Source organism: Niabella agricola (genome assembly GCF_021538615.1).
GTDB classification, from domain to species: domain Bacteria; phylum Bacteroidota; class Bacteroidia; order Chitinophagales; family Chitinophagaceae; genus Niabella; species Niabella agricola.
In genome coordinates, this window is the sequence record NZ_JAJHIZ010000003.1 from 3,524,134 (window position 1) to 3,545,408 (window position 21,275).

The following is a 21,275-nucleotide window of genomic DNA, read 5'->3' on the forward strand; positions in this document are numbered from 1 at the left end:
GTTTATTTTTTATCATTTAATGTAAGAACGGGCTATGAATACTATAAAAACAATTTTAATTTTTGCGCTCTGCGGAATATGGATCAGCAGCGTGTACACGGGGTGCAGCCGGCAGGCCGATGATTATAAAAAGTACCTGGATAATAAAGAGATCACCTATACGGGAACCATTACCGGCCTTCGTGCCAAACCCGGAAATTTACGGGTACAGCTGGAATGGAATCCCAGCCCCGATCCTTCTATTTCAAAATATGTGATCTATTGGAACAATGGTAACGACTCATTGGTATTGCCTGCCACCAGTAGCAATACTTCCGATACAATCCGCGCGCTCATTACCGCCAACCTGCAGGAATCCAATGTTCAGAACTTTACCCTGTATACATATGATGCCAGGGGAAACCGTTCCATCGGACAAAAAACACCGGTTGTAAAATTATACGGCCCCATTTACGAATCCTCGCTGTACAACCGGCAACTGAATGCAGCAAACCCGCTGGAGCTGGTGGGCACAGATTCCATCCGGCTTTTTTTTACCAAAACAGATTCTTCCAATATTTTTTCGAAACTGTGGTACTACAAGCAAAGCGGCAAACTCGATAGTGTCCTTTTTAAAGGAGATGTAACAACCATACCCCTTTTTAAACCGGGGACAAAGCTATGGATCCGGTCCTATTTCTTACCCTCCTCAAATGCCATAGATACGTTTCAAGTGCCCCAGCCGGATACTTTGTCCCTTGCCATCCAGATGCCGGTTCCTAAAAACCTGTTTGCGGTGGTCCACAATGCATACGATATGGCCAATTATGAAGACCAGACCGGCGTTTTCCGTTTGTGGAATGGAAGCGTTGGGCCTCAGGAATATCCGAATATTTATCATAATTCAGGAACGCCTCCCTTGCCTGGTACCATTAGTTTTGATATGGGAAAAATCTATACCGACCTTTCCGCAATTGAAGAAACAGGTAGGAATTGTTGTAACAACCCGGCTAAATTCGAGGTATGGGGCATAGCCGATACCACGGGTGCCTTCCCGGCAATGCCAGGCAATGACCCGCAATGGGCAAACCAGATGCATGCGAAGGGCTGGACGCTGCTTGCAGATGCGGTTCGAACCGATGACGGTATTAACGCTGTGAAATTTAATTTCATCAGCAACCCGCCCCCGATCCGGTTTATCCGTGTTCGGTTTAAAGCAACCGTCAATAATTCGAATTATGTAAATCTTAGTCAGCTTAGTTTCTGGTACCGGTTGTAAAGCGGTATTGGATTCAAAAACAGCGCGCATCTTCGTCATGAATAACCGGTGTAACGTGTACAAGCCGCCTGCTACCAGGTTTGCACCTGTCAGGTTTAACCATATATAAATTTTAAAAAATGAAAAAAACAGTATTGATTCTACTTGGCTGGTGCTGCCTGCTGAGCACAAATGCGGGGGCCCAGCAAAAGTCCATCTTTAATGAAACCCCACAGCAAAAAAAACAACGCATGCAATGGTGGGAGGATGCCCGTTTTGGAATGTTTATTCACTGGGGATTATACGCGCTTCCGGCCAGACATGAATGGGTTAAAAATTATGAACAGATCACCAATGCCGGGTATCAGAAATATTTTGACAATTTTAATCCCGATAAATTTGATCCCAAAACATGGGCGCGTGAAGCAAAGAACGCCGGCATGAAATATGCAGTATTAACGACTAAACATCATGAAGGGTTTTGTCTTTTTGATTCGAAGTACACCGATTACAAATCCACCAATACTGCGGCCAAACGCGACCTGGTAAAGGAGTTTGTAGATGCCTTCCGGGCGGAAGGTATCCGGATCGGTTTTTACTATTCGCTCATCGACTGGCATCATCCGGATTTTACCATCGATGGGGTACATCCGCAACGGATTGATAAAGGTACCGAAGCTGATTATGCCGCCGCAAACAAGGGGAAGGATATGAAAAGGTACCAGCAGTATCTTAAAAACCAGATCACTGAACTGCTGACCATGTACGGGAAAATTGATATCCTCTGGCTGGACTTTTCCTATCCCGGAACATTTGGAAAAGGGCGAAACGACTGGGCTTCCATGGACCTGATCAAAACTATCCGGAAACTGCAACCACAGATTATCCTGGACAACCGTATGGATCTGAATGACTATACCGACGGGTATGATTTTGAAACACCAGAGCAGGTAAAGCCCGAGGAGCTGACCAAATACAAAGGCAAGTATTGGGAAACCTGTCAGACCTTTTCCGGTTCCTGGGGGTATCATCGCGATGAGCATACCTGGAAGAATCAGCGGCAGTTGCTCGATCTGCTGATCACGTCAGTAGCCAATGGCGGCAATCTGATCCTGAATGTAGGCCCCACTGCAAGAGGGCAATTTGATTACCGGGCTAACCGCGCACTGGATAGCCTTGGATACTGGATGGATGCCAATCAGCGTTCAATATACAACTGTACCTACCCCGCGGATGCCTATGTTTTACCGGAAACATCAAATATGCGGGTGACTTATAATCCGCATACAAAACGTCTGTACCTGCACCTGTTTGATTACCCTGCCGACGGAAAGCTGACCCTGCCCGGTTACAAGGGTAAAATAAAGTACGCTCAGTTCCTGCATGATGCTTCGGAAATACAGTACACAACCTCGGGGAATGACCTGGAACTGAAATTGCCGCCGCAAAAGCCGCCGTATGCGGTTCCTGTAATCGAACTGATGCTCGCCAATAACTTAGAATAGCAGCACAATAAAGTTGGAGGGGACATTGGCTCCGGGCTGTCTTCAGGAATCTGAGACAGCCTTTTTTTTTCCGACCGGTTTGAGGATCCTAAGAGCGATGCCCAGATGCTGGCAGCCATATCTGGCAATCGTACGATAGTGCCATAACCGGAGTGAAGATACCAGCATCCCTTCCGGATAGGCGAAACGGACAAAAGCTTGTTTTTTTAAAATAAAATGTATATTTATAGAGCTTTTATATGAAGGAGCATTGGATCCGTAACGATCTGTTTTGATACAGGTATAAATTGTTTTACATGAGAAAGAATCCGGAAATTCCCTGTGTTCAGGGATCGGCCCCTGACGCTGATTGCCCTTAAACCACAATTATTCACCAAATCAAATACCCAAATTATGAAACAAGTTAAAATGGCCCTATTGCTGCTGGCGGCAACCGGCGCGTTTACTGCCTGCCAGAAAAGCGGAGTAAATGAACAGAAGGATGAACAGCCGGAAGCAGTTGCAGTTATTGCTCCCGAATTCCTGAACCTGAAGGTTTGCACCGAACTTTACCCCGAAGGAGTATCATCAAGAGGAGCAACCATTAAAGCAAAGCAGTGGCCGAACGGAACCACTCTTACGGTGAGTTTGAATGGCGGTACAGCATTTGTAAGAAGCAAGGTGATCCAATTCGCAAAGCAATGGGAAACCTATGCCAACATAAAATTCAATTTTGTTACCAATGACCGGAAAGCCCCCATCCGCGTAACCTTTTCTCCCGGTGGGTCCTGGTCGTATATAGGTACCGATGCGTACGCCATAAAAGGTGGTAAAGCCACCATGAATTTCGGATGGTTCGATAATTCAACACCTGATAACGAGTTTAGCCGTGTGGCCATCCACGAATTTGGCCATGCATTGGGAATGATCCACGAACACCAGCATCCGCTGGCCGACATTCCCTGGGACAGGCCCAAAGTTTATGAATATTATAAACAAACGCAGGGCTGGACCACGCAACAGGTGGATGTTAACATTTTTCAGAAGTACAGCACCACTGAAACAAATTACAGCGCCTATGATATGGCTTCGATCATGCATTACCCGGTACAGGAGGAGCTGACAATCGGCGATTTTGCGGTGGGCTGGAATACGGTGCTTTCTTCCACCGATAAATCATTTATCGGCACGGTTTATCCAAAATAAACATGCCGGTATTTGAAGTGTACCCGGTCGAGCGCGGCAGTGGCCGGGTACTTTTTTGAATAAGCGCAAAACCTTAATTTTAGGTGATATGGGTTTATTAAGGATCTTAATTATCGGACTGCTGCTGCAATGCTGGAATGCCCTTCCGCTTCATGCGCAAAAAAATGAAATCAGTCTTTCAACCGGTTACAGTACCTCTAATCTGCACTGGTCGATTGCGGGAAACAAAAATGGAAGCGATCCGGATATTCTATCTGAGCTGATATGGCATCGGCTGCGGGGGACATTATGGAATGCCACAGGTCGCTATTATTTTAATAACCGCTGGGGGATGGAGCTCAATGCCGGATACAGCAATATTGAAAAAGGAAGAGTGATAGACCGCGATTATGCCGATGACGGCCGTCAGGGTAATTATTATAACGAACAGTTCAACAGCAGAGGGAAAGATCTTACAGCGGAAGCGGCTGTAAACTATGATATAGGATCTGTTGCAGATTTTCAGATGCGCCCCTTTGTCGGCTATACATTAAAAAAACAGGAAGCGCTGTTAATCGGAGATGAAGAAAGCGTGCGCGATCTGCACAGTTCTTATAAAACAACGTGGATGGGGGTGTGCGCAGGTTTGAACGCTATGGGTGTCTTTGACCGGTTCGATATCCGCTTCAATTGCTCCGGAGGCCTTTTAAACTACAAGGCAACAGCCTTATGGAACCTGATTGATAAATTTGCAAAGCCCGTTAGCTTCCGGCATCATACGAACGCATACCAGGTTGGCGGCGGCGTGGAAATGGGTTACGCGCTCCGGCAAAAAGTAAGAATAATGGGGTATTACCGCATTGTACATGCTGACGCATGGAAAGGTACAGACAGGGCTTACTATACCGATGGTAGCACGATCGACACTCGGCTGAACTGGGTAACCACTACCAGTGTTGCTTTCGGGGCCGGCCTGGGATACCTGTTTTAATCGCCTGTTCATCGCTTTCAGTCAACACCGGAACCATTCCCTGCCCTTCGCTAACCGGCCATAAATCCTCTTAATATAAAAGTAGTTGTTTATCTTTTGCGGATTTACGCGGGAAAGATAGGGTCCACTTCATGCAGTGGACCGAATGCTCTGGATTTTTCCATATTAACCGCTGCCGGGTCCGGGAATGTTAATGGTTTGATTTCCTGGTTTTTTAGAAAAAATTTATTTTTCTTGTTTATTTATGAATAAATACTATTTTTATTGCGATTGTGAGCATTAAAATTGTATTTATTTAACCAGACTAATTAGCGGAACGATGCATTACGGTATCATTACGTTCGGTTCCAGGGGAGATGTACAGCCCTATATCGCACTGGCTCTGGAACTCAAGGAACAAGGAAACAGTGTAAGTATTGTGGGAAATGAGAATTTCTCTGATTTTGTACCACAATACGGGATTCCCTTTTATCCGCTTCCAGTGGATTCGCAGAAAATACTGCAATCTCCGGAAATAGCAGGTATTCTTAAATCCGGCAATGTGATCACATATCTGCGGGAGTTAGGAAAGATCATCCGGAAAGGCCAGAGAGCCGTACTGGAAAATATGGTGCATTATTGCGAAAATTTTGAGGTGCTGATCGCAACCCCACTTACTGTGGCATGGGTATTTTCGGTAGCAGAACGTTTGAAAAAGCCCTGGGCGATTGTTCAGTTAACCGTTCCTTCGGTACCAACAGCGGTGTTCCCATACCTGGGACTTGATTTTTTCAATGCTCCGATTTATAACCGGTTTACATACCGGTTGATGCGGTGGCTTTTCTGGAAAGAACATAAAAAAGATGTTCAGGAACAGCGGGCACTGCTAAAACTGCCACCACTTGAAGAACCATTACCCAAGAAGATCGATGAGCAGCAGGTGCTGCAGTTACATGCGTTCAGCCGTTTTTTGCTTGAGCGGCCTGCAGACTGGCCACAGGAAGCGGACATCACCGGCTTTTTAGATCTGAAGGCCGGAAAAGAGGCCGGCACAACGGATGCGATTACCAGGTGGCTGGAGCGGGGAACGCCACCCATCTATATTGGTTTTGGAAGTTTCCCCGTGCCGGATCCTGCCATTTTTTATGGGATTCTGGAACATTTACTAAACCAAACCGACGAGCGTTATATTTTTTGCCAGGGCTGGAGTGAGGCAACAGCGCTGCCTAAAAGTGAGCGGCTGTTTGAAGTAAAGGCAGTAGACCATGCCTGGTTATTTCCGCAATGCAAATTGGTTGTTGTGCATGGTGGTATTGGAACGGTTGGTGCCGGGCTCCGGGCCAAAATACCGGTCGTGGTTGTTTCCGTTTTGGGCGATCAGCCAATCTGGGGGAGGTTTGTGAAACGGAAAGGCTGGGGGGCGCATCTCCCTTTTAAGAAACTAACGGCGCAAAAACTTTTAGATGCCATCCGGGCTGCCGACCAGGATGCGATCAGAGCTTCTGTGCTGAAGGTGGGCCGTTTGATGGAAGCGGAGAACGGTGCTGCAGAAGCGGCTTCCAGGCTGGAAGCCTATTTTAAAATACCAGTACAGCCGATCCGGATGCCGGCAAGCGTTTAGGAATATTGGTAAAGATTACCGCCGCATAGTCAACGCGGTGTTTTATTGCCACAGATACGCAGATTACGCCTTGCAGAATCAATTTATCGTTGTAGCCTTGAAGTCTGGGGCCCGGTCTTCCATTAAGCTGTGTTGTAAAAGGCATGCAGCGCTGTTTTTATGGCTGTAAATTTTTGAGATTACGTTTCAAATCTGCGTATCTATGCCCATAGGTATCGTCTGAACAGCTGGCCCTGGTTGGATTGGCAGATAAAAGGAATGCAAGGATTTCCGTCGCTCATTTTGAACTTGCCACGGATAAGATTGGGAAATTAAACCAGCGTGGATCCGCGTTGTGTTTTAACTGCGGAGATCAGCAGGAAACAAAAATCTGTTTAACCAATGAACAACACATCAGCGTGCAGTTTTTTGTTGTGCTTTTTTTAGCATGGCTGCTGCATGCTCCCGCTCGCCGTGATTGGCGATCTCCAGGGTTAACGCCTTTTGGTAAAAGGCAGCTGCTTTTTTAAAGTCTTTGTTGTTGTAGGTATAATCACCGGCAATGATATAGCTATTGTAAAAACTCGGGTTTTCTGCCACCAGGCTGTCGGGGTTTATTTTTTCACCGTTATCGATTCTTGCACGGTATGCCCGGAATTGTTCAAAACGTTTAAACTGGGGAGTATAAATCAGGGGATCTGCCGGAATGGTAAGGGCAGCCTCACTAATCTCCCGGTTTTGTTGCATACCCTGCAGGGCAAATACTTTTTTAAGATCATAGCATACATAGGGCCCCAGCTGCCAGGGCGCCGTTGAAACCCATACCAATAATTTTTGAGGTTCAAACACAATGGAATGGTGCGCAATAAACTGGTTCACGGCTTTTTCATTGCCCAGGCCGATATCGGTATTGTTCATACCCCGGTAATCGCGGAGGATAGCAATGGTCTTTTGAACGGAGTTCTTTCCGTTGGCTGTTAACAACTGGTTGAGCCGGTTATAGCGGTAAACGGAAGAACTTTTCTCCCGCATTTCCTTATTCGGCCCTGAGTTCCATAACGCACTACTCTGGAAATGATTCGTACAAAGGATGGTATTTTTATTGGGATCGTATACCGACAGTGAGTCGGGTGTTTTTTCAATGATCACAGCCTTGTTGTCAGCGGCGGAACCAACCAGGAACGATTCAGATACAAACATCTTCCGCTTTTGAGCAATGGCAATAGCCTCGCTGATATTTTTTGCATATTGTACGATTTCCCGCGCAACCAGAGAAACCGGCGTGGCTGCGCCGGTGGGATAACTGCTCTTGGCTGCGTTGATGGTTACTGTAAGTCCCTGGTCATTCATACCGGATACGATACCAATAAACCCACCCCATGTAACGCTCATGAATTTATGACCAGAGCCGGGGTTTACAAATGCTACGATTTTGTTCTTCGCAAAATCATCGCCCACATAAAAATCAAAATTGCGGCCAATAATCATCGTGCTGTCTTCCGATGCCCTGCCCCAGGTACCAAAAGATGTACAGCCCACCAGCGCCAGGTTTTGCAGGGCGTGACCAATATCATGTGCCGAATGATAGTTCAGGATGCGTTGGTATTTATTGCCGATATAGCCATAATTATCCGAGGCCGACCGGGATACGCCAAAGATCTCTTCTTTGTATTCATCGGTAATATAATCCGGCAAATCCCGGTTGAAGAAGCCGATGAAGTATTTTAAAAAATGGCGGTAAAATTTTGAAGGCACCATTTTGTTGATCTGTGCGCTGAAATAGTCTTCCTGCAACTGCACTAGCTCTTTGCTCAGTTTTCCATTGATCACGCCCCGTTCAAAAGGAGCACCTTCCACATACAATTCATAGAGTCCTGAATTGCTTTTCCGGAACCAGCTGTTCTTGATCGTATACAAACCGGTATCCGGCTGCCGGCGTTGCAGTTGCAGCGCGGAAGCGTCTTTTATTTCCGGGGCCGGGATGTCGGATACCCAAACCAGGTAAGCAAACAATAACCCGAACAGTACGACGATCACCGCCAGTACCCGTAACAGCCTTCTTAAAAATTTACTTCGTTTAAGCATTTCTTATTTTATCCACCAGGGTATTATCATTCAGCATTAAGCTACAGGTCAATACCGCGGAGAGCGAAGTTCCTAAAATTCCATGCAAATTGAGGCTTTGGCCTGTTAAAAACAGATTGGGAATTTTGGTACGCGGACTGATCACCGTTTGCAAAGGATTGTTATAATCTTTTTGGATGCCGTACATAGAGCCATCCTCCAGACCGATATAGTCCCGGTTGGTAAGCGGCGTGGCGGCATAACTGTATTGGATATTGGCTACAACTTCGGGGAACCGCTCGTTTACCAGCGCCAGCAGTTTTTCTGTTTTTTGCCTTTTAAAGGTTTCATAATCCTCTCCGCGAATGGCTGCTTTCCCCACCCGGTTATACGTGTCTCTCCATTGCTCCACATCCCGGAACCACATAGGGGTAAGGATGGAAACAGTGGCTGTATAATGATGGTCAGTCCGGTCCGGGGTAAAATACAACCCGTAGCCCAGGGGCCAGCTGGCCTCTGTATAATCATTCAGATGCCACAAGGAATCTGCTTTGTGAAAATAATAATTGTGATTCCTATAGCGTACAGATCCTGGTTTTAAAACAAGATGAAGCGAAAAAGATGATACGGTGTTTGCCAGGCCCGTAATCCGTTTGCGGTATACATTTTTTAACAATGCAGAATCTGTAATTTTTAAAGTAGCTGCGGGATTTATATTGGAGATAAAATTATGGGCGCTGACGGTGTTGCCGTCTTCTGTTTCAATATGGGAAACGGCTCCATTGATTTCCGTAATTTTTTTTACTTCGCAATTACGGAGAATGGTGCCGCCCAGTTTTTTTATTTCCGCTGCCAGTAGTTTGGCGATCTGTGAACCTCCATCCACGCATTTCCAGCTGCTTTCGATATAACTATTCACGATCAGCGCATGTACATGGAAGGGCGTTTTGCCTGAAACACCGGAATAGAGCAGGTTATTTCCGGCCAGTACCGCCTGTAGTTTTTTGTTAGAAGTAAGCGATGCGATGGTTTCCTGCGCACTTAAACCCAGCACTTCGTCTTTAGCGGACGCATCATCTGTGGTTAAATGATAGAGCGGAAATCTGCTGCACACTTCTTTTACCAGCCTGCAATAGCGGATAACCGCATTCTTTTCTTCCGGAAAAGCTGCAGTGAGATTGCTGATGAAGGCATCGTAGCCCTGGCTTTGGACATATATATCCGGATCATGTTCCAGCAGGATATGATCAAAGGCCTCATCCATCTTTTCGAGCTGCAGCCGGTCCATAATGCCTGCATAACGAAATATCTGGTAGAGATTCTGGCCTTTGCTCAAGCCGCCGATATAATGCACCCCGGTATCAAAAATTTGTTTGTTGCGTGAAAAGGTTTGCAGGTTACCGCCCAGCTGCTTGTTCTTTTCCACCACACATACCCTCAGCCCTTCCTTACCAAGGATGCTGCCACATAAAAGGCCACCCAGGCCGCTTCCGATAATGACAACGTCGTAATGCATAAATATCAGATCAGGCAGGAGAAATACTGGTTGTTTTTTTGGTAGTGGTATTTTTTTTATTCCGCAGCCTGTTACCCCAATCGGAAATGCTTTGCAGCATGGGACCTGCCGATTTCCCAACGGTGGTTAACTCATATTCAACTTTTGGAGGTACTTCGGGATAAACAATGCGTTTGATCAGGCCATGCTGCTCCAGTTCTCTCAACTGTGCAATCAACATGCGCTCAGATACGCCGGGAATTGATTTTAATAATTCGTTGTACCGCATCTTTCCATACAAAAGGTTAAAAAGAATGGTGGGTTTCCATCTGCCGCCAATTATAGCTAAAGCATGCACCACTCCGCAATTCCTGATCAGTTGCGCTTCGTTCAGTGCATTTGTGGAATTCAATTTCCGCATACTTACTTTTTTGTTAGTACATGATAATTTTATCAGTACTTGCAAAAGTATAAATATCTGCTCAATTTTACTGCCTAATAAAAAAACACAATGAAACAATTAGAAGGTAAAACAGCATTCATAACAGGTGGCAGCCGGGGAATAGGCGCTGCAATTGCACAACGGCTTGCACAGGAAGGTGCAAAGGTTGCTATCACGTACAAGGCTTCTCCGGAAAAAGCAGCCGGAGTGGTAGATGCAATTGAAGCACAAAAAGGGCAGGCGATCGCAATTCGGGCTGATAGTGCCGATCCCGGGGCAATTGTAAATGCAGTGGAAAGAACCGTACAGGAATTGGGTGGCCTGGATATCCTGGTCAATAACGCAGGTATTGGTGTTTATAAAGACATTGGGGCATTTACAATCGATGATTTTGATGAGATCGTGGCGGTGAATATTCGGGCCGTTTTCACGGCAGTAACGGCAGCATTGCCTTATTTAAAGAGGGGCAGCCGGATCATTACTATTGGCAGCTGCCAGGCCGAGCGGATGCCAGGCCCGGGCGGAGCGCTGTATGCAATGAGTAAAAGTGCGCTTGTAGGGTTTACAAAAGGTATTGCAAGAGACCTGGGGCCAAAAGGGATTACAGCCAACCTGGTACATCCCGGTCCTGTGGATACGGATATGAACCCGGAAGATGGGCCTACTGCAGACTTTCAACGTTCACTCATGGCCCTGGATGCTTTTGGCACCGGAGATGAAGTTGCAGGACTGGTCGCTTATCTGGCCCGCCCGGAGGCCGGGTATATTACCGGATCTGGCTTTTTGATCGATGGCGGAACAAATATTTAATGCATCCTGTTCTGATGTCATAGAACGGTAACGTAACGGGCTGTCTCCTATGTTTGTGCAAGCAAGCGTAGGAGACAGCCACTTATTTTCGTAATACCCAAATGACGTTGGATGTATACTTCGTTTGATCGATCCGCTCCAATGAAAGTCCGTGTTTGGCTGCCAGTTCGGCAATCATTTGGCCCGAAAGAAAATGCAGCTCGTTAACCGTTTTGTTAAAAGAGAATACTTTGGTTGAGAAGAACTCGGTCAGTTTGGTGCCCTCGTGCTTTTCCTTCAGGTCTTTATCCCCATCGCGGATCACCAGGATGCCGCCGGGCAAAAGGCTTTGAGTGGCTTTTTCTATAATGGCCACCTGCTGCTCCGGTTGCAGGTAGTGCAGTACATCACTGATCACGATGCCATTGTACTGCTCAAAAACAAAGCGGCTGATATCTGCATGTATAAATTGCAGGTCATCTGTTTTGCTAAAACAATGACGGGCGGTATCGATCTTTTCCTCGTCATAATCCACACCGGTTATGCAGCGTTTTTCCTGGCTGCTCCAGTATAAGATATAACACATAAATCCATAGCCGCATCCCAGGTCCAGTATGCGCCCTTCCGCCGGCATCAGTTTATGGAATTGTTCATAATAGTTTTCCAGCCGCAACTTGATCTTTAAATACCATTCCAGTACGGGGCCTTTATAAATGTAGTTGAAGAATAAGTGCTCTTTGAAATATCTGGGTTGTTCCAATTCTTTTGTCAGCTGCGTATGTTGTGCTTTAAAATACGTTGAAATGGATTTGGTCCGCTCCTGGTAGTTGCTGCCCCAGCTGGTATCACCGGCTTTGATCCGTGGTAGATATTGTGCGGTGATGGGGCCGTTCTTTAACAGGTAATCGCCCTTGGTCATGGTATAGCCCAGACCGTGCAGCAATACAGGAACGATATCCAGGTGCAACTTTTCCGCCAGGTAAAAAGCACCTTTGTGAAAGCGCTTCATCGGGGGCCGTAGACTGCGGGTGCCTTCGGGAAATACCACGATGGAGTAGCCTTTGTCGACCAGTGTTTTGAGCAGGGGTACACTATTTTCAATGCCGTTTGCAACCGGATAAAAATCAGCCATACGGATGGCCCATCCAAATACAGGCGATTTCCAAACCCACTGGTTGGTTAACAGGATCAGCCTGGGATTCAGCATCGCCATCTTTAAAATGTCCAGGAATGACTGGTGGTTGGCAATCACCACGGCGGGTGTTTTAAAGGTTTCATGCAGCGGGTTATTGATTTTTTTCCTGAAATTGCCCATAATGTAAAGTACAGACATGCAGAATTTGGACAATAAAATATGGTAGATATACTTGCCTTTTTCCCTGTTAAAAGGATTGAGTTTTACCAGGAAAAATCCCACGATGGTCAGCAGTACGCTGGTGGACGCAAAGTATACAAAGGAGAAGGATGACCGGTGCCAGCTCCACAAGGTCCAGGGATGGAATTGTTTTTTAACCCTGCTGCTAATAAAAAGATGGAAGAGGAAGGGGATTAAAACCTGCGCCATCAGCACCACGGATACAATACCGGTTACGGATATAAACGCAATAGATCTTAACGCCGGGTGTTTGGCAAACACAAGGACTCCCAACCCCGCAATGGTGGTGATGGCGGAGATGAGGATGGAAGATTTGTAAGACCCCAGCAGTTTTTTTCCTGTTTTATATTCCGATAACAGCCCGTCCATTACAAACAGGCTGTAATCATCACCCAGTCCGAAAATGAGGGTAGATACGATGATATTTACAATATTGAACTTAATGCCGGCCATTCCCATAATACCCAGGATCCATACCCAGCTGATGAACATGGGAATAAAGGCCATCAGCATCAATTCCACTCTTCCAAACGTGAGGAATAAAACCACGGCCACCAATATGGAAACAATCCAGGCAATGCGGTTGAAATCTTCATTCACCATTTGTGTTAACCGGCCGGTAAGATACTGGCGGTCCAGCACGGTAACATCCTTACCGGTTTCCAGGCTGTCAACAACGGCCTGGCGGTAGGTCTGGGGCACTTTGAGCACGGTAACTACCGAAGCCCGGCCGGGTATTTCGGTAATATAGTCGTCCAGATAATTTTTTCGGATGCCAGAAAGCTGTGCCGGATCAAGGGGGGCAAAAGAAGATTGCAATAGCTGCTCAAAATTTTGAAAGGCACCCGCTTTAAAGCCCAGGGCCGTTCCTTGGGTTTTGATGTCCGATAATAATTGCGCTTTCTTATCAGCCGTCCAGTAAGCGTTCCAGCGGGAAATACGCGCACGTTGCAATGAATCGGACATAAACAGGGTGGATACCCCGCCGGAGCTGCTGATCCTGCCCGCTGCGCGGAGGTGATCGATATGGGTTTGTACGCGTTCACTTTTTACAAGGGCCTCATCCAGGTTGCGGCCCTCGGCCACAACATACACAGATTTTAAAGCAGCTCCGCTGATCCGGTTTAGTTGTTGCTCTGCCTGTTTTAGTTCAGCCGACATATAATTCAGCTCCATCATGTCCGGCTCAAACTGTACCTTGCCCGCAAAGAAAGCAAATACCACGGTTAGTAAAAGGATCAGTGCTACCAGCCATCTGTTCGATTCCAAACGGAGGCCCGCGATCCGGTCAATGCGGGAATGTGTAGGTGCAGCTCCTGCGGCCGATCTGCCGATGAAATGCGGCAAAAAGATCAGGGAGCAGAGTACGGCGCCGATCAGGCTTAACCCGGCAAACAAGCCCAGGTCTTTCAGCATATCTGATGTGGCAAACTGCAAGGTCAGGAAACCGGCAATGGTAGTAAAACTTCCGATGGTGAGTGGGAAGGAGAGGTCCTTAATTACCTGTCGCATATCACCGGTATGCCGGTAATGATTGAACACATGCAATGAATAGTTTACTACGATGCCCAGTACAATGGAACCGGTGCCGAGTGCGATGATAGAAATACTTCCCTTGGTGAGCGCAATAAGGCCCAATGCAAAGGCTGCTCCGTAAGCCACGGGCACGAGGATCAGTACCGGGGCCCGCTTCTTTTTAAAGTAAATACTGATAAAAAACACCAGGAACAGGACGGTGATGCTTAGCGTAAGCCGGGTGTCTTTTTTTAATTGCGCGGCATTACCCTCAGAAACAACTGCACCTCCGAAATAGAGGGCCCGGACCCTCGGATAAATTTTTCCTACGGAATCGATGCTCCGGCTCAGTGCCTCAAACAACTGTTTGCTCTTTCCGGTATTACCTGCGGTGAAATTGGGGGTAATAAACAGCAGGAGGGTCTTTTGGTCCTTTGTAAGAATGTGGTTGTCATACAATTCAAAATTATCGTCAACCTGGAGTTCCTGTAATTTTTTTAGCGCAATAAAAGAAATACCGCTGGGGTCCTCGCTGATGACTTCGCTGATGGCGAAACTGCCCGGGCTGCTGAGTAACTTTATATCATTTTCGAGCGTAGTTTTTAAAACGGCTGGCTGGAGCAGTGTATCGATTTTTGCGTAATCGTTTTCTGAAAGAAACACAGGGAGGTGTTCCTGGATGGTTTGAAACAGTTCCTGGGTAAAATCATCCTCCACCTGGTAGCGAAGACTTTTTATATAAGGTGTTGCGGATAGCTCCAGTGCGGTGCCCAGCGCATCCCCATAAGCAACCAGACTGTCCGGGGCAACCTGTGCGGTATCTTTAAAAGAAACCATGATCGCCAGTTTATCAGCAAATTTTGAATTGCCGAAAACCTCGGCAACCTTTTCTGTTTTCTGATCTTTGGGGATAATGGCATAAACGTCCTCAACAAATCTTATACGGCTGGCCAGCAACAGGAACAAACTAAGTGTGCATACGAAAAAGACATACAGCATCGGTTTGCGTGTAAGAAAATACTGGTATATCGTAAGAAAAGGTTTCTGCATATCTAGCCGGCAAAGATAACTGAAGAAGGGTCAATCCGGGCTTCTCCTGTTGATTTTAAAGGGGCGTGTTATTTCACGCAACGGCGTAAAGGGGCGGAGGCCGCAAATACGGTAAATATGGGATTTCAGGGTATCCCCTTTTTTGCATTTTCACTTTTCATAAGGAATTGCAGGTTACCAGGAGTGGGATGATTGATCGGTTTAAATTATATGAACTTCAAAATAATCAAAATTTTGTATATGTAATAATCCGGCGGGGCAGCGGCTGTTTCTCAGTTCATTGCCCCTGCGTCTGTATGAAACGATCGATGCCCACTTTATCATCTTCTCTCTTTTTGCCCGGCTGCGATCTTCAGTACCAAAAACGTGGCCAGCCAGAAAAGAATGGCCGCAGCAATCGCCAGGGTAACGCTTCCGTAAAGATATTGTTCCAGGTTCTGACCTATATATTTCAACGTGAGTTGCTTGCTGAATGAAATATCTACTGCGCGGCTACCCATCCAGGGCTTTCCCATTTTGTAACTTAGGAAAACGATGAGCGGAATCATGGGCGGAATGCTGATATTGGCCGCAAGGATAAAAAGGGCCTTGTTCAATCGCATCCAATGTGCTAATGGAATGCCTACCAGCAACTGGAACCCCCAAATGGGCACAATGCCCATAAAGATGCCAAAAGCCATGGAGTTGGCCTTGGTAATGGTGGATTCACCCGGATTGAGCAGCAATCGCTTCAACTCTTGTTTCCAGTTTTTTTTTGTAAACCGCCGGAAAAAATCACGTGGCTTTATATATAAAAAGGCAATCAGTACCAGTACGGTATTTAATACACTGATGCGGCTGAAGTCCTTAAATGGTCTGAAATGGGTAATGCGCTCTTCCTTCGGAGGGTAATAAACAGTGATGGGGACTGAAGTTACCGGTACCCCGGCCCAGGCCAGTCGTACGATCACTTCAATTTCCAGTTCGTATTTACGGGTGAATAACCGCATGCGGCTGATGGGTTCCAGGGGGTACAGCCGGTAACCGGTTTGGGTATCCGGACAGTCGATGCCCGTTTCTACCTTAAACCAGAAATTGGAGAATTTATGTCCAAAACTACTTTTGCCCGGAACATTATCAGTGGCCGCCATGTTCCTGCTGCCCATGATCAATGCCGGACCGCTGGTTTCCAGCCGATCGAGAAAGAGCGGCAGGTCTTTGGCAAAATGCTGCCCATCCGAATCGATGGTAATGGCATACCGGTATTCCTGCTCAAGGGCTTTTTTAAATCCGGTGCGCAGGGCCATGCCTTTTCCCTTATTGGGTGAATAGGATACTACGGTGATCTGCGGAAATTTTTCTAGGATCTGCGGTGTGGTATCCGTAGAGCCATCATTAATCACGATCACCTGCGATGTATATTGAAGTACTGATGCGATCACCTGCTCAATGCTCGATGCATTGTTATAGGTGGGGATCATCACACATACACCCAATGCGGAAAAACGTTCTGAGATATCAGCAGGTATGATAGGAATATCTGGTTTCACGAAGCCCCAAAAATAAAGCTTGCAGGGGGATTTTGGCGTTTCTGTAGATGATTTTAAGACGAATTTTTCAGAAAGCCTTAACCGCATTGCTGCAGATCAGAACAGGTACCTTACGGCCAGGCCAAAGGTATGCGCATGCAGGGTGCCGAAGCCGGAGGGGGCCGCAACATGCAGTACCGGCCGGAAATCGGCGGAAAGATTGAGTGGTGTATTGCTGAGCCGGTAATCAATACCACCGTCTGCAAAAATACCGGCACCAAAGCCGTCATAGTATTTTTGCTTTGAAAAAGAATTAAACACTAACAGCCCGCCGCCAGCAAACCATTTTAATCCCGGAACGGTAGTAATATCAAAATGATGCTGATAAGAACCAGAAAGACTGATGCCGGTTGTGTTCCAGTAGTGATAATCGTCGGTGGAATAGCGGTTCCGCCGTCCGAACCCGGCATTGAGTTCGATGGCACCCGGTGTGGAAATATAAAATTTGTAAGAGGCCGCTACTGTGGCATAATCCACATGGGAACTGATCCGGATACCGACGGCTTTTTCGTTTTGTTCCTGGGCATGAAGCGAAGTCATGGCTGCGAAGGCAGCAAAGTAGAGCACGAGTTGTTTCATTAAAAGCTGCCGGCAAAGGTTTACAGGGCAATTCCGGCAGTACAAATATAGGCGATTCGCCCGCGCCCAAAACTTCAACGCAGGTCGTTTTTTATCGGCTCCGTACTATGTAATTGGTACCTAAACGGTTAAAAAATAAAAAAATTATCGCCGTAAAGCGCAGTTGCAGTTTCCAGGAAACGGGATTGAAAAAATGGCTGTCTCAAAAGCCCGTCATTTTGAGCGTAACGTAGTGAAGCCGGGAAATCTTCTATTTTAATTTTTAGACAATAATGAGATTTCTCCGTTCCGCCTCGTCCCGCAAGAGGCGGGATCGGAATGATGGTTTTCGGTTTTTGAAACAGCCTGTTTTAAGGATTGTTTAGAATGCATAGCGGGCCGCAATTCCTACGGCGTCGCCATAAAACGTTTTGTAACCGTCCGGAGCCGTTATATGAATGGTAGGCCGGATATCTGCTGAAAGATTCAGCGGGATCTTTGCAAATTTGTAATCAACGCCTCCCGTTGGGTAAATGCCCATTCCAAATCCGTCATAGCGGTCCTGCTTGGAATTGGTATTAAAAAATACCAGGCCGCCGCCAACAAACCACTTCAGACCCGGAACCGGCTTAATAGGAAAATGATGCTGGTAGGTGCCTGAAAAGCTAACGCCGGGCGTGTTCCGGTCATCGTCATAGCGCGGGTCCCAATAGCGCTTGTTGCCAAAGCCCAGGTTCAGTTCAACAGCACCGGGTTGGGAAACGAAAAATTTATAGGAAGCAGCAAAGGCTTCATATTCCGTGTGGGTGCTTAAACGGGCGCCGATGGCCTGACGGTAGCTGGATTGCGCATTACTGGTGATTGCAGCGGCAATAACTGTAGCTAAAAAAAATAATTTCTTCATTTGTATAAGATTTAACAGGAACGAGTTATCAATAAACATACCAAAGCTGCCTGTTTTTATACAAAATGAAAATTAGAGGGATGGGATCAGTGCCTTATAGAGGGCATCCTGTATACGGCCGCGGATACTTAAACGGCCGAGGCCCGGGCTATTGCGTGTGGGGTATACCCTGTTGGAAAGAAATATATATACAATATTGTATCTGGGATCGACCCATACACAGGTGCCGGTAAACCCGGTATGGCCATAGGTTTGGAGGGAGGCATACCTGCTGGGGTAAGGATCGTTGCTGGTGGCATGATCTTTTTCCGGTTTGTCAAATCCATATCCCCGGCGACTGATGGCACTGTGATAACCGGTAAAATACTGAATGGTTTCCCATTTAAGAAAACGTTGTCCATTCAGCTCGCCGCCATTCAACAGCATCTGATACAGTTTGCCCAGGTCATAGGCGTCTGAAAACAAGCCGGCATGTCCGGCTACACCGCCGCCCAGTGCAGCGCCTTCGTCATGAACGGTACCCCATATGAGCTGGTTGCGAAAACCGGTTTCACTTTCAGTAGGCACGATGCGATCTGAGGGGAAACGCTCCAGCGGATGATAGCCGGTGGTGGCCATGTGCAGCGGTTCGTAGAATGTTTTTTGTACATAGGTTTCCAGGGGCATCCCGGAAATGGCTTCTACAATTTTCCCGAGGAACCAGAAATCGTTGTCGCTGTAAACATATTTTTTCCCGGGCGTTTCCACGGGGCTTTCCAGGATTGTTTTCCAAATGGTGTCTTTATAATCATTCCGGATATAAAGGTTCCGGGCTACCTGAGTCGTAAAGCCTTCTGTTGCAGTGCTGCGATACAAGTCCGGTCGCACGGTTCCGTCGGGGTTCAGGGTCTGTTTATAAAATGGAATAAAAGGGACCATCCCGGCCTGATGCAGGATTATGTCTTCCAGTGTCAGTTTAGCCTTACTGGTTTTTTTGGTCCAGGGAAGATAATCTTCCAGTTTTTTTTTCAGATTGATCTTGCCTTCTTCATACAGCTTCATTACAGAAACCGTGGTGGCTGATACTTTTGTAACGGAAGCCAGGTCAAAAATGCTGTTTAATGCAGTAGGTTCTAAAGAGTCATAGGCATAGTTGCCAAAGGCCTTATGATATACGATTTCGCCGTCTTTAGCGGCGAGTACCACGCAGCCAGGATAGGCTTTTTTTTTAATGCCTTCTTCAGCAATCGAATCCACTGATGCAAAACGGGCATCGCTAACGGGCTGCATATAACTTACATCGGTTCCTTTCTGGATAACACCGGTGCCATATTTCCAGTTGCAAACAGTGACAGGTAAAGTGCCGGCGGCATTGAACCGGGAGCTCAGCCAGTCTGCGGCTACATTCTGGAAAACGGTATCGTCTTCATAGGCGGCCACCAGTGATTTAGCCATACAAAAGCTTCCAAGGGATAAGGGATTTCCAAACACAACGGTTACCGCATTTTTTTGGTTCAGCTGCTGCCAGTTTTGAAGCGCCGTTTGCGAAATGCCGAAATTGCTGCTGCCCTTTCGTAATGCCACATCATGAAAGCCCAGGATCACCGCATCGTATTTACCTTCCACCACTTTTTTTACAATCATGCCACCCTGTCCTGCAGTTTCCTTGTACCGGATATAATAAATATCAGCATTCAGATCCTGTTTCAGGCGCTGCGCCAACGCGGTAGACCCGGCATCATTAAAACCTACATAGGCAATTTTTTTCCCCGCTAACGGCCGGGCAAAGAATTCATTCCGGAATCCGTCCGGGTTAATGAGCCGAACAACGGTTAAAGCCTGACGGGCTATTTTTTCCCGTACCGAGTTGGTAGCTTCGTTGAGGTCTTCTGTAAGATGACCGGTGTTTACAGGATCAAGATGATTCAGCCCCAGATTGTATTTGGCAAGCAATACGCGTTTTACCTTTGCTTCCAGTTCTTTCCAGTTCAGGCGTTTCTTTTTGATGGCTTCGTTTACCGCCTTAATAGTGCCGGCAACGCTTTCCGGAAGGCAAAGCATATCATTTCCGGCGATGAGGGCTTCCACGGCGATGGTGCCGCCGGGAAAGTATTTGGCAACCCCTTTCATTTCCAGCGCATCCGTAAAAGTGAGGCCCTTAAAACCAAGCTGGTTGCGCAACAGGCCGGTTACCGCATTCTTTGAGATAGAGGTAGCCCGGTGCGCGGTGTTGTCAATAGCAGGAACAAACAAATGCCCGATCATTACGCTTTGTACGCCGGCTTTGATCAGCTCTTTAAAGGGATACAGTTCAAGCTCCTGCAGCTGGTCTACGGTTTTATTGATCACCGGCAGATCCAGGTGTGAATCAACCGCCACATCTCCGTGCCCGGGGAAATGTTTGGCACTGGCCATAATCCCCGCATCCTGCATTCCTCGCATATAGGCCACACCCATCCGGGCCACTTTATACTTGTCTTCCCCAAAAGAACGGAACCCGATTACTGGGTTATTGGGATTATTGTTGATGTCGACAACCGGAGCGTAATTTACATGTACCCCCAGCCGCTTATGCTGTTTACCTACTGCCAGCCCCATTTCATAAGCAAGGGCCGTATCTGTAACAGCGCCAACCGTCATCTGGTAAGGAAATTTAATAACACTGTCCAGGCGCATTCCCAGTCCATATTCACCATCGATAGTGATCATCAGCGGTGTTTTGGCCAGTTGCTGATAATAATTGGTAAGGTTGGCCTGTCGGATGGGACCGCCCTGGAAAAAACAAAGCGCTCCTATATTGTACTTTTTGATGTCATTGGCAACCGCCGCAATATGATCTGCGCCCTTATTGGAATGTGCTCTCACAATAATCAGTTGAGCAATGCGCTGATCCTTGCTCAGACTTTTATACACGCTGTCTACCCATTTGGCTGCCGGGAGATTGCTCCGCTGGGCATGAGCAATGCAGGGCAGGCAGTACAGGGTTGTAAGCAGCAAAAACAATCTCAGGCTCTTCATACTTTGTAATTTTTCAGTTATGATAATTACAAAAGTAGGGTA

General features: G+C 46.9%; 14 protein-coding genes. 6 read left to right on the plus strand and 8 right to left on the minus strand.

Annotation, left to right across the window (positions count from 1 at the left end; genetic code table 11):
- The first annotated feature begins 34 nt into the window (after positions 1–34).
- From LL912_RS20130 to LL912_RS20150, 5 genes are all read left to right on the plus strand, one after another.
- Complete coding sequence (locus tag LL912_RS20130; RefSeq protein WP_235555406.1) at positions 35–1,258, plus strand: DUF4998 domain-containing protein; 1,224 nt, start codon at positions 35–37, stop codon at positions 1,256–1,258.
- 119 nt (positions 1,259–1,377) lie between these two features.
- Positions 1,378–2,742: an alpha-L-fucosidase gene (locus LL912_RS20135; RefSeq protein WP_235555407.1), complete on the plus strand. Its 1,365-nt coding sequence runs from the start codon at positions 1,378–1,380 to the stop codon at positions 2,740–2,742.
- Positions 2,743–3,135: 393 nt separating this feature from the next.
- Positions 3,136–3,927 (plus strand): M12 family metallopeptidase, encoded by a 792-nt coding sequence (locus tag LL912_RS20140; RefSeq protein ID WP_235555408.1) that lies wholly within the window; start codon positions 3,136–3,138, stop codon positions 3,925–3,927.
- 88 nt (positions 3,928–4,015) lie between these two features.
- The gene (locus LL912_RS20145) at positions 4,016–4,897 is read left to right on the plus strand and encodes a hypothetical protein (RefSeq protein WP_235555409.1); all 882 of its coding nucleotides are present in this window, start codon (positions 4,016–4,018) and stop codon (positions 4,895–4,897) included.
- Positions 4,898–5,216: 319 nt separating this feature from the next.
- On the plus strand, positions 5,217–6,497 hold the full coding sequence (locus LL912_RS20150; RefSeq protein ID WP_235555410.1) for a glycosyltransferase: 1,281 nt from the start codon (positions 5,217–5,219) through the stop codon (positions 6,495–6,497).
- Between the two features lie 393 nt (positions 6,498–6,890).
- Here LL912_RS20150 and LL912_RS20155 read toward each other — a convergent pair whose 3' ends face one another.
- The 3 genes from LL912_RS20155 to LL912_RS20165 are packed head-to-tail and all read right to left on the minus strand — an operon-like array spanning position 6,891 to position 10,456.
- Positions 6,891–8,561: a C45 family autoproteolytic acyltransferase/hydolase gene (locus tag LL912_RS20155; RefSeq protein ID WP_235555411.1), complete on the minus strand. Its 1,671-nt coding sequence runs from the start codon at positions 8,559–8,561 to the stop codon at positions 6,891–6,893.
- Positions 8,554–10,056, minus strand: coding sequence for a phytoene desaturase family protein (locus tag LL912_RS20160; protein WP_235555412.1), 1,503 nt, complete (start codon positions 10,054–10,056; stop codon positions 8,554–8,556). Before LL912_RS20160 ends, LL912_RS20155 begins: the two co-directional genes overlap by 8 nt.
- A gap of 10 nt (positions 10,057–10,066) precedes the next feature.
- On the minus strand, positions 10,067–10,456 hold the full coding sequence (locus LL912_RS20165) for a winged helix-turn-helix transcriptional regulator (protein WP_235555413.1): 390 nt from the start codon (positions 10,454–10,456) through the stop codon (positions 10,067–10,069).
- Positions 10,457–10,546: 90 nt separating this feature from the next.
- Here LL912_RS20165 and LL912_RS20170 point away from each other — a divergent pair, with 90 nt between their 5' ends.
- The gene (locus tag LL912_RS20170; protein WP_235555414.1) at positions 10,547–11,287 is read left to right on the plus strand and encodes an SDR family NAD(P)-dependent oxidoreductase; all 741 of its coding nucleotides are present in this window, start codon (positions 10,547–10,549) and stop codon (positions 11,285–11,287) included.
- 82 nt (positions 11,288–11,369) lie between these two features.
- Here the strand turns inward: LL912_RS20170 and LL912_RS20175 are convergent, their stop codons facing one another.
- From LL912_RS20175 to LL912_RS20195, 5 genes are all read right to left on the minus strand, one after another.
- Positions 11,370–15,206 (minus strand): 1-acyl-sn-glycerol-3-phosphate acyltransferase, encoded by a 3,837-nt coding sequence (locus tag LL912_RS20175; RefSeq protein ID WP_235555415.1) that lies wholly within the window; start codon positions 15,204–15,206, stop codon positions 11,370–11,372.
- A 320-nt stretch (positions 15,207–15,526) separates the two neighbouring features.
- Positions 15,527–16,735, minus strand: a complete 1,209-nt coding sequence (locus LL912_RS20180) for a DUF2062 domain-containing protein (RefSeq protein ID WP_235555416.1) — start codon at positions 16,733–16,735, stop codon at positions 15,527–15,529.
- Positions 16,736–16,831: 96 nt separating this feature from the next.
- Positions 16,832–17,353 carry a porin family protein gene (locus LL912_RS20185; protein WP_235555417.1) on the minus strand — a complete coding sequence of 174 codons (522 nt, stop codon included), beginning with the start codon at positions 17,351–17,353 and terminating at the stop codon, positions 16,832–16,834.
- A gap of 361 nt (positions 17,354–17,714) precedes the next feature.
- Positions 17,715–18,236, minus strand: coding sequence for a hypothetical protein (locus LL912_RS20190; RefSeq protein ID WP_235555418.1), 522 nt, complete (start codon positions 18,234–18,236; stop codon positions 17,715–17,717).
- Between the two features lie 72 nt (positions 18,237–18,308).
- Positions 18,309–21,233 carry a glycoside hydrolase family 3 N-terminal domain-containing protein gene (locus LL912_RS20195; RefSeq protein ID WP_235555419.1) on the minus strand — a complete coding sequence of 975 codons (2,925 nt, stop codon included), beginning with the start codon at positions 21,231–21,233 and terminating at the stop codon, positions 18,309–18,311.
- Between the last annotated feature and the right edge of the window lie 42 nt (positions 21,234–21,275).